The sequence below is a fragment of the uncultured Chryseobacterium sp. genome (assembly GCF_913776365.1).
GTDB lineage: Bacteria > Bacteroidota > Bacteroidia > Flavobacteriales > Weeksellaceae > Chryseobacterium.
Genome location: NZ_CAJYMO010000019.1, coordinates 1 through 11,209 on the forward strand (window position 1 = coordinate 1; position 11,209 = coordinate 11,209).

Genomic DNA, 11,209 nt, shown 5'->3' on the forward strand with positions numbered 1-11,209 from the left:
TTTGATAAGGAATGTTAAATTTAGCATCAGATCCTTCATCATCGTTCCGATAACCAGCCAGCAGGAAATGAATTTCATGCAATGAACGTTTACAGCAAATGGCACCCATCATATCCGCTCATTTTATTCTTATTTAAACCATGAGTCCATCAATTCCACTTTTTTTCAGCAGCCGGCAAATGATTGCATAGGGGTTTAAAAAGAGAATATCCTGAACAGAAAAAACCAGAGATTACAGATGCCATTACATTACCTTAGCATCCGTTATTTTATTCTGTGCAGTATCTATATCTTAGGAGTACCTATATGAATCTTCACCAGATCTGCGATGCTTTTAACCTTGAGTTTTTCAAATATTCTTTTCTTATACGTGCTTACCGTTCCTGGCTTGATCGACAGCGTATTGGTAATTTCCAGATTTCCCATTCCCTGGACAAAAAGCATGAAAATCTCATATTCCCTGTCGGAAAGAATTCTTTCCGGATTTATTTTATCAGACAGCCGTAAGATTTCATGCGTGGTATCGGGCGGAATAACAAATCCTTTTTCATATAATGTTTTTACGGCTTCGGTAATCTGACTGCTGTTGCATTGTTTATTGAGATACCCGTCTGCCCCTTCTGTGATGTATTGCAAAACAACATCCCCGCTGTATGCTGAAAACAACAATACTTTAAGAGAAGGATAGATTTTTTTTATTTCTCTGATGACGTTCTTCTCTATACCGGGCATCTGGATGTCCATGATGAGAAGTTCAACAGGCTTCTGCGAGAGGATCTGCTCAATTTCAAAATAGCTTTCTGCAAATTCTATTTCAATGGTTCGGTCATAGGATTCCAAAGCAAAAGACACTCCCATTCTTACTACGGAATGATCATCAGCAATGAGTATTTTTTTGAACATAGGCATTTATAAGTTTTATGGTTATTACAGTTCCTTGATGAAAATTCTTGTTAAATTCTATCTGTGCGTTCAGTTTTTTTATCAGGCGTATCACGAGATGAAGGCCGAGTCCGAAATTTTTAAACACCAGGTTTTTTTCACTTTCAGACCGGTACAGGCTGTTGTAGTAGTCCAGCTGACTTTCGGTCATTCCTTTCCCGTCATCAATAAGGGTAATCACAATATCATGATTGTGAGCATAGGCATGCAAGGCGATGGTACCGTTCATCGTATGCTTTACGGCATTATCAATGAGGTTCTGAAAAATAATTCCGATGATATTCGGGTTAATTTGGGTCTGCAGGCTTTCAGGAATATGGTTTATGATCTCCGTATTGCGGTAATGGGCCATGTCTGAGAATAGCTTTACTTTAGCCTGTGCAACATCTCTCAGCGGATAATCAGCTACCGACAGCTGATCTCCGTTAAAAGCCTGGCGATACTCCCTGAAGCTTATCGTAAGATTATACAACTCTTCGGTAGACTGGTATACACTGTCAAAATATTTCCTTTGCTGGTCCGGATTTTCATTTTCCAGCATCATCTGTGCAAGATTGGAGAGATGCTTGATAGGAGTAGCAATATCGTGAGTTATAGCCTGTAAAAGACCTTCCTGGTAACCGGTTTCATTCTTAAGTTTATCCTGCGTCTGTTCCAGCTTTTCCTTTACGGACCTGATGGTTTTCTTCTGTCTGTCTACGGTTTCATAAAGTCTGCGGGTTATTGTTTTTATCAGCAATACCATCAACACTGCTATGGATGCTACGACAATTCCCCGGAACCAGATGGTCTGATAAAAATAAGGGGTTACATAGAACTGAATTTTTTTACAGGTGTACACCCCATCGTTCCCGGTAAGCACACGTACTTTTAAAACATGGTTTCCCGGCGCAATTTCTTCATCAATCAGTATACTTTTCGCATCTCCCATCCTGCTCCAGTTACCTATGGTATCCTGATCCATGGCCGTCTCAATTACGAGATTCTCGGGATGGGCATAATAAGGAACATCAATAAAGATTTCTGCTCTTTTAAAATCGCGGGGCAGGGTAAAAGCCTTATGGAACAACAACGTCCGTTCGTTCATTTTCAACCGCTCTACTGTAATACTTTTAGGATCAGGATATAAGGAAGGGGTTTGTTCCGGAGTAAAGAAAACCAGTCCGTCCATAGAAGGAAAAACGAATTCGCCGCCGGGAAGCCGGCATGCTCCGGGCCGTCCGGTTCCGTTAAATTCATTGCTGTTGAAACCGTCGCGTGTGGCATAACGGTAATAATAAACCCGGCTTTGTCTTGCGGACATGGATGTAAACAGGAAGTCCCGGCGGATTTTATATAAGCCGTTATTGGTAGAGATCCATAAAAAACCAAGAGAATCTTCCAGCAGGTCATGGGAGGTATCCAGGTGATGCTGCTCATCCGGAGGAACAGGAATAAATTGGCGGTCTTTCAGCAGGAAAATACCATCAGAATAAGTCATAAACCAGAACCGGCCGTCGCGCGACCGGCAAATGTTTCTGGTGTTGCTGATTCCCGGTATTTTTTCAGGTAAGGGTTTTCCGTTCCTGAGCATGTAGAGGCCGTCCGGACAGCCGATCAGCAGGATATCATGGCTGTACCTTCTTACACAGTCCGGGGCACTATTCATAAGGAAACGTGTTTTCTCTACGGAATAATCTGAGGAGGTAAATTCAATGAGAAAATGAATACCCTTTTTGCTTCCGCTTACAAAGTACCGGTTTGCCGATCTGAATACATGGCGGATATTATCGAGATCCAGAATGATTTCTTTCCGTTTCTTAAATAAACTGCTTCGGCTGTAGCGAAAAATACGATGATCCCTGAAACAAACCACATTACCTGAATGATCATACAGCATACTGTTGTAATTATTCTTCTGATCAAATCCAAGATCTGCTGTTTTTGCCGTCCTGCCGAATACTGAACCGTCCTGTGTTATCACGGTACGGGCACTGTACGGTAGTAATGTGTTAAACTGGGAGATCTGATAGGGAATGGTATTCCTGACACATGAAAAATGCCTTGGTCTGATAATTTGTAAACCTTTATAAAGACTTCCCAAGTACAGGTTTCCAAATTCACGATCATAAAACATCGCATAAAAACGCTCATTGGCAAATCCCGGATAATCCAGAATTTTTTTTACCGTAAGCTGCCTGTTGCGGTAACTGACCAGATAGATCTGGTGATGACGGATGATGAATACCTGGCGGTTTACCTGTTCCCAATAGATCATGCTTTCAGGATCTGTGAAAAGTCCATTGCGCACTCCTTCATCTTTTCCCTGTGTAATTGCGGTAAGCATCCTCTGCTTTGAACTCCTGATGAATAAAGTTTCGCCTATAACAAATACCCCGTTCATGTTTCTGGGATCAACTTCAAGACCGATACTCCTGACAGGCTGATTTTTACGGTAATAAACAATATGGTTCCGGGTGATCAAATACTTACCTGTGCTCATTCGGATCACATAACCCGCATCATTCTTGGATTCTATCCAGGCCCTTTTCCAATAGTACGGATAATAAGTTCCGTCTATGTATTCTCCTTCTGGAAATTTGCCGGGCGTTATCTCTAAAGGCTTCCGGTTGCGGATCAGTAAGCCATTCTGATTCCGGTCATTGAAAATAGTGATGCTGTCTTTTTCAATACTGCCTGTAAAGGTCTTAAAATGAAAATTATTTATTTCCAGATCGTAATATGTTATAAAATTCTGCCCGTCATACCGCAGGACACCCTTTTCAGTAGCTATCCATATGAATCCGTATTTATCTTTAACAATATCTTTTACACTATTCTGAGGAAGGCCGTTATCCGTAGTGTACCATGTTGAAGAAAATTTTTGTGCTCGGATAAAAGACAGAAAAAAAAGTGATAAGACTATAATCCGCAAAAGCATATCTGTTGAAAAAATTCTGGGTAAATATACTTGTTAAAAATATAAAAATATGGAAATGTCGTAAAATTTAGACAAAATTGTATAAAAATAAATACACTCTAATTTCGTATTAAATACTTCATATTGAATAATTTTGTCCCGAATAAAGTTTTGTTCCATATATCAAGCAGGGAAGAAAACAGGAATTGCCGGCATTGCTCAGGTTTACAGGGATGTTGGTATTTTACACTATCCCCTGGAAGTAATCGTAAGTTTTTCGGAAAATTCAATCCGATAATGAGTTGTTCTCCGGGAATATTATATTGATAAGAACACAATGTATATTATATAGAGAATATATGATTTCCAGTCGATTCTCAACGGTGTCCCGATCCGGCCTGTATTCAAACGAGTCTGCAGTGCAATTTTTTTTCTGGCCGGACAGGTGACCTTAGTGTTTAATGATCACTTTCAAAATACATTCATACCGTAAGTGTTGGTACCTGCTGCTGTTATTTTTCGTTCTGAATTCATGATAAGGCTATCGGAATTTTCCTCAAACATCCTATCCTTTCTCTCCTATTCTATGCGCTGATTAAAAGAACATGCTGAAGAACAAATGAAAAATTACTGATTATGCAAGTCTTTTAAATTATTAATCATCTTTATAATACTGTATGCCCAAAATCTACTATAGATCACTACGAAATTATACATGATCATCGGTTAGAAAAAATAAGACAGACTTGTAGTATAAATTATACACGCATCAGACTTTAAAAGTAAAGTTTTAAAAATAAATTTGTTTCCGTACAGCAGTATAATGCCAGACGGTGATTTTGCAGCAGAAGCCCTTCTTTTTGGACGATGTTCATGTATATCTTTTCAATTTAAGCCCTCATTGTGCGAAAAGAGTACCCGCTGTAACAAATCCGGATCGCAGCTGCTCCGGACCTGCCAGTTTGGCCATTTTTGATAAGTATTAATATTTTGATTATGGATTTTAAAAACCTTCATATGGGAACACTGATTAAAAAGCGTTCAGATGAACTTGGAATAGGCATCAACCGGCTGTCTAATTTTCTTAAATGTACAGAGGAAGAAATAAAGTCTATGTACAAAGCAGAGAGTATAGACAGCCATCTGCTTTTGCGATGGAGCAAAATACTGGAATATGATTTCTTCCGTATTTATTCCCAGCATCTTATCCTGCATGCGCCTGCTACCGGGAATACCGTTGATCATTCCCCTGCCAAAAAAACGAAAAATGCACTGCCACAATTCCGTAAAAACATTTACAGTAAAGAATTGATTGACTATATGCTGGAACTTGTTGAAACCGGGAGAAAAACAAAAATTGAAATCATAGAGCAGTATAAAATACCTAAAACCACGCTCTATAAATGGATTGCCAAATATAGAAAAATAAGCAACTAATTTGTTTATCAGAATGATAAAAGCCTCAGAAGAGGCTCACGGAGTTAAGGAAACAACACCGGTGATGATAAGTATAATCACCGGAATATTTCTGCCTGACCTCAGCTTAAGTATGCATCAGCACTTTTATCAGCAGCACTTGGCCAAATCCGGTATTTCCCTCTCACTTAATATGATTTTTAATATTTATGTATTTCTTTTATCACAAAAAATTTGACAGCAGGATCTGGAAAAAACATCCGGAAAGAAGAAAATACTATCTGAAGGACCTTCTGGATAATGGTCTTATTATAGGAAAATCACCGGTTGAAGCCGAAGAGGTTCTGGGAAGGAATGAATCACATTCCATGAAAGAAGATCGATGGACTTATACTTTATACACCGATACAGGAATACAAAGAAAATATTTTCTGGCCCTGTATTTTAAAGATGGTAGAATATCAAAAGCAAGAAAAGAATTCAAGATACTTTATTAAAATAACCGACTATGAATAAGAATGCTCCGGATTACAAGAAAATATACTCAGAGATGATCCCGGATAAATTTCCGGATAAATCAGACTCATGCCAATCCATTCTCAACAAAAAAGAATTGAATACAATGGATATTATCACCCTAAACACTATCATTTCCAGGAAAGATTCCAAAAGCTATAATCAAAAGCTTAAATCTTATGACCGGCATACGATATTTGAAATCTTAAATTATCAGAAAAAGCACCGGATGACGAATGTAACTGCCGCAAGGCATTTTAACCTCAGCAGAAATACCCTCCAGAAATGGAAAAAGATCTTTCAGGTCTAGTAGTGGATAACAGTAGAATGCTGCAGACTCTTCTTTATATTTCACTTTAGCTCGCATGATAATCAGAATCAGAATCATAATAACATATAACAGTCCGGAATTTAGCGGTTGAACATCTTTAATCATTTTCAATCCTGTATATTCCTGCCATCATCCATTATCATCATAAGTGAAAGGCTTCCGTATCCGTCTCAACCATCTCAGCGTATTCTTTTTCTGTCCTGTGCTATGATAAAAAAACCGGGGCAGAAATAAAAATCAGCAGGGTCTCATTTTACTCATTTTTTTCTGCGCCCGGAATCTAAAAAGATGAACTAACTATTTTATTTAATCTGGTCTATGTTTATTCTGCTTAGATGAGGCGAAAGTGCTGCATATCCATTATGAATCTGCATCATAATTTTATACCTTTTCTCGAAATTACCTTATTGTCTTCCGTTGTTATAAGAATAACGTAATTGCCTGAAGGCAGTAAGAAAGTATCTATGGAAGGAGAAGTTGCTTCTGCCACGATGCGTCCTGTAAGGTCTTGTATTTCAATCTTTTTTATTGCTTTTTTGGTTTGGAGTAAAAGTTCATTCCCGAAAGGATTATTGAAATAAATTGCATTTTCATGATCTGAAGGATGCTCTTTCAGGGACAGTACAGGCCGCTGTATAACGTACCGGGTAATGTGGTTTTCATAAATAGCGTACAGGAAATCGTCTTTTGCAAATAAAAAACCTAAGGAAGACCATGAGTTGTAAGAGAAGTCTGTTAACGGGAAAAAAGCACTTCCGTTCACGGTCAAGGCGCTTCCGTTAAAAGAATAGGCGCTTACACCCCAACTGGTCTGTCCCTGGGAGTCGGTATATTGTGCCGGCATAAGGACCATATCTTGGTAAAGCAAAGGTTTCATTCCGGAAACGGAATACGTTGTACCATTGCTGGTAAAAGAAGTACTGCCCGTAACGACCCCGTTTATTCCGAAACTGCTGTCTAAGGCTCCCTGACCGTTAGTCCTGGTAAAATAAAGAGCTGAACCGTCTGAAAGTTTATTGATGAACGATCCGTCGGCAAGCGGACTTTCCACACTGCCCCCGAAGGCTGCCGCTGCCGGTACTGCTGTATTTCTCACCTGGGCATATCCGCTCTGTCCGTATGACAAATCCAGGGTTCCCGTACTGACGTTTATTTTCCTTACAGCTGACTGTCCGGGTGAAGGGTCTACAAATTCATAGAGAGACTGATCTTTGCCGAAAAAATATTCGTAACTGCTGTTGGCGTCCGCGGCTACCGGTGCACTGACCGCTAAGGTCCCGTTAATTCCGTATGAAGAATCCGGATTGCCGTCAGTAAGATATTTAGTAAAAGTACTATCTCCTCTCAACAGTATTTTATTATCAGATAAAACGACCTTGTAATTCCAGTCCTGGTTATTCTGCATCGGTCCGGTATTGAATGCGGCATCCTGCTGTCCGCTTGAAAGATATTTCTTGCCGGAATTCAGGTAAAAGAAATTTTCATTCGCGTAGAAATAATAGGCCTCAAAAGCAGGAACAAGTATATTTCCATTGTTTCCGAATGAAGTATCCAATGACCCATTGCTGTTCAGCCTGGTAAACTGAGTAGGAGAAACCAGGGGATTGTTTGGATCGATCCCATGATAAGAAACAAATATTTTATTTCCCTGAAAGGTATTATGGGTATATGGAATAATCAGAAGCCAGCTGTTGGAGGATGCCACATCCTGGATCGTTACCGTTCCGTTATTTCCGAAAGATACATCTTTTGTAAGTGTTATCTGAGCATGAGAACTACTTAGAGACAGCAGGATTATGGCTGTCAGGGTGCTTATTTTTTTCATAGGAGACGTGTTTTTTTATTGACTGATATCATCTATATCCCGATGCGGTGTAGTGATTATTCTGATGTCAAATATACATAGGATGCAGATAAATCCACGAATTTTTTTTGTATCATTTTTTATACAAGAAATACTATCTCTTATCTGTCCGTATTGCATCATGTAATCCTCCAGATCTGGAAAAACGATGGGAATGAGGTTACGTTCCCTATCCCGGACCGTATTAACAGAAGTATCAGGAGCAAACCGTTATACCCTGATGACAGGATAAAAATGCCTGATGCCTTCCGGTCAATGCTCTGTAGACTGCTTAGCTCACAGTTCCTGCTGATCCGTTGATGATTTCTGAGAAGATCAGAGGTTATAAGTTACGGTAGTATAATATAAACCTCCGATGCCCGGTCCGCCCAGAAAAGAATAGTAATACCTGTTCAGTACATTCGTGGCTCCCGCTTTTACGGTAAGCTTTTCTTTGAAAAAAGTGTAATTAACCTGTGCATCCAGTGTCCCGTATGCTTTCACTTCCCCGTTGACCAGAAATGAGCGCCAATAGAAGCTGCTCTGCCTTTTATACGTTATGGTAAAACCGAGGTTGCTGATCACGTGCTCTCCTCCGAAAGACAGGTTGCCGATCCATTCCGGAGTATTGAAGCCGTCTTCGAAGCCGTCGTTATTGTCGGTCCTGCTTAATTTTGCATACGATACATTTCCGGAAATAAGGTAGTGGCTGCCCAAAAGATAACCTGCTCCCAGGCTTCCTCCGAAATTGTACACGACGCTCTGGGAATTGGTATACATGCGGTAGCGGCTCTGCTGATTCCTGTTGTTTAAAAATGTGGGAATGTCTTCTGTCACCGTAGTATTGGGAACATTCATTTCAACCTGTGCGATGAAATCATTGTACCGGTTAAAATAAAAATCGGCATCCACTTTCAGGCTCTTTTTCAGAAAAAAGCCTTTGTAACCGGCTTCGAAAGATGTGATGTGTTCAGGTTTCAGATAGGTATACGTATTCTTTACCAGAAGGCCCTTTTCCTTCTGTATGGCTTCTGCCACGGTCATACCACTATTGAATCCGGCAGTTACGGCGGCCTGGAACTTATCAATAGAACTCCGCAGGTAGGCATTCTCGAAAATGCCGTCGGACATCACTTTCAGCCCTCCTATTCTCTTTACGCCGCCGCTGTTGACATTGGAAAAAGCTTCAAAAATACTGGGAAATCGTGAGCCGCTCTGGAAAGACATCCGTAAGCTCTGATTCCTGAAAGGTGCAGCCACCGCTGTAAACCGCGAATTATACCGGGCATCAAAATAGTCGTTCTTATCCATCCTCAGGGTAGCTGAAATTTTCAGGACTCCCCGGAACAGGTCTTTACCGGCCTGCAGGAACGCCCCTGTCTTCCCGTAACTGAAAGTATCGGAAGTTCTGTCCGGTGCAGGGTTAATGAAATAATTCCCGTCCGGCCGGATGATATAGGCCTGGGTATCCGCTCCTGCAAGAATATGCAGGCCCGAGCCAGCGGTAAGAGCCTTCAACATTTTTGACAGGTCGAACTGAACTTCTCCATGCACCAGTTGATCCCGTACACGAAGCGCAGCTCCCTGATCCCAATTGTTAATTCCGGCCAGCTCGTTCAGCGTATTTTTAAAAGCTTCCGTTCCGGGCTGCAGCCGTCCTTTATCGGCAATGATCCGGGCCTGCGTGTGTGCATTGAGGATGTCTGCTCCCGAAGTTGCCATTACGGTGTTGAACGCAGCGGTATAATCGGTATACCACTGTTCGTCCGTCTTAAACCGGCGGTCCAGGTTTTCGGCTGCCGACCGGAGATTATAGGATTTACCGGTGTTTTCAGCTGTTATAAAAGCCCTGAGAAGAAAAAAATCATTTTTAACCTCAACCGAATGCTGCTGCAAAAGATAGTTTTTCAATGCAAACCTGTTAGCCCTTTGATACACGTTATCCAGCTCTGCAAAACGGTAGGTATAGGAGATCGTGGTACGCGGATCAACTTTATAATAGAGTCCGAGATCTGCTTTGCTGTTGCGGATATCGTAATCGGTAACGTCCTGTTCACGGTAGCCGGTTCTGGCGACGACGTAGCGTTTGCCGTCAAGGGTCAGCGTCCGGCGGTTGGATGATTCGTTCCCGTATCCGTTGACGGGATCGTATGCAGGATTAAACATCCCGCCGGGAATACCCAGAGCCCTGTTGGCATCAGCATTAAGATCATCCCTGTTATCAGCCTTCCAGTCTGTGCCGTTGGTGAAAGTCCCGTTGACCTTAAAAGCCAGCCGGTCTGAAAGTTTCTGTGCTATCCTGAAACTGTATTCAGTGAACAGCGTTGCAGTACCACCGGAATTTCCAAGCCGGTTGACTCCGGTTTTCTGCTGAACGGATATACCGGGAGCGGTAAAAGGATTTTTTGTAATAAAATTGGCAAGTCCATTTACCGCATTCAGTCCGTATAAAGCCGATGAGGTACCCGGAATGATTTCAACACGTTCGATATCCAGATCTCCGGGACCCAAGGCATTTCCAACCGGAGCCCCTAAATGCGGCGCCTGATTATCCATACCATCAACCAGCTGGCTGAATCTTACATTGGTTGTATTGGCAAAACCGCGGGTATTGATTATTTTGAATCCAAGGCTTGGCGTCAGCATCTGTATGCCTTTACCGTTTTCCAAGCCGTCAAAAAAAGAAGGTGCAGCCGTATTCCGGAGAAATGCCTGGTTGAGAACTTCTACCGTAACCGGAGTCTTAAAAATATTTTCTGCCGTCCTGGAAGCTGACACCACTACTTCTTCTACAGAACGGATGCGCAAACTGTCGCCATTTGCAGCCTTCCTGTTAGCAGGCCTTACCTGTGCGTTAATGAATATGGACGTTGAAGCAGCAGAACAGAACAGGAAACGGTGTAAATAGGTATTCATTATGTAAAACTTGGAATAAATTAACTGCCGTTTTAAATTCCATCATAGCTATTCATCCGCAAATAAACGGGAACAACGGGTTTACAATTTATGAGGCTTCTGGTTTACTCTTTAACAAGATACAAAAACTAAAGGAAAATACCGAATAAAATGCAACAGGCCACTGCTTCGTTTTTAAAAATTATGGTTTATGATCCTTATTTTACCGGTAGAGGGTAAAATACTTTACGTACCACATTCTTCACTGAGGTATGAAATTTGAAACTCAAAAAACATCCGGCAATGCCTTACAGGTGTAGGATATTGCCTTGTCTCTAATCCAATAAATAAATTATGAAAAAACTGA

7 protein-coding genes are annotated in these 11,209 nt (G+C 41.1%); 3 read left to right on the forward strand and 4 right to left on the reverse strand.

Annotation, left to right across the window (positions count from 1 at the left end; all coding sequences use genetic code 11):
• Positions 1-285: 285 nt before the first annotated feature.
• Both QZ735_RS00960 and QZ735_RS00965 read right to left on the reverse strand, forming a co-directional pair.
• Positions 286-903 carry a response regulator transcription factor gene (locus QZ735_RS00960; protein ID WP_294243346.1) on the reverse strand — a complete coding sequence of 206 codons (618 nt, stop codon included), beginning with the start codon at positions 901-903 and terminating at the stop codon, positions 286-288.
• Positions 878-3,862, reverse strand: a complete 2,985-nt coding sequence (locus tag QZ735_RS00965) for an ATP-binding protein (protein ID WP_294243347.1) — start codon at positions 3,860-3,862, stop codon at positions 878-880. The genes QZ735_RS00960 and QZ735_RS00965 overlap by 26 nt, the downstream gene beginning before the upstream one ends.
• Positions 3,863-4,858: 996 nt before the next feature.
• Here QZ735_RS00965 and QZ735_RS00970 point away from each other — a divergent pair.
• The 3 genes from QZ735_RS00970 to QZ735_RS00980 all read left to right on the forward strand — a co-directional run bounded on the left by QZ735_RS00970 (position 4,859) and on the right by QZ735_RS00980 (position 6,083).
• A complete protein-coding gene (locus QZ735_RS00970; RefSeq protein WP_294243348.1) occupies positions 4,859-5,278 on the forward strand; it encodes a helix-turn-helix domain-containing protein in 420 nt (139 codons plus the stop codon).
• A gap of 188 nt (positions 5,279-5,466) precedes the next feature.
• On the forward strand, positions 5,467-5,754 hold the full coding sequence (locus QZ735_RS00975; RefSeq protein WP_294243349.1) for a hypothetical protein: 288 nt from the start codon (positions 5,467-5,469) through the stop codon (positions 5,752-5,754).
• An 11-nt stretch (positions 5,755-5,765) separates the two neighbouring features.
• Positions 5,766-6,083 carry a helix-turn-helix domain-containing protein gene (locus tag QZ735_RS00980; protein ID WP_294243350.1) on the forward strand — a complete coding sequence of 106 codons (318 nt, stop codon included), beginning with the start codon at positions 5,766-5,768 and terminating at the stop codon, positions 6,081-6,083.
• Positions 6,084-6,477: 394 nt separating this feature from the next.
• Here QZ735_RS00980 and QZ735_RS00985 read toward each other — a convergent pair whose 3' ends face one another.
• Entirely contained in the window at positions 6,478-7,929 is a 1,452-nt protein-coding gene (locus tag QZ735_RS00985; protein WP_294243351.1) for a T9SS type A sorting domain-containing protein, read from the reverse strand.
• 354 nt (positions 7,930-8,283) lie between these two features.
• Positions 8,284-10,863 carry a TonB-dependent receptor gene (locus QZ735_RS00990; RefSeq protein WP_294243353.1) on the reverse strand — a complete coding sequence of 860 codons (2,580 nt, stop codon included), beginning with the start codon at positions 10,861-10,863 and terminating at the stop codon, positions 8,284-8,286.
• Positions 10,864-11,209 lie beyond the last annotated feature (346 nt).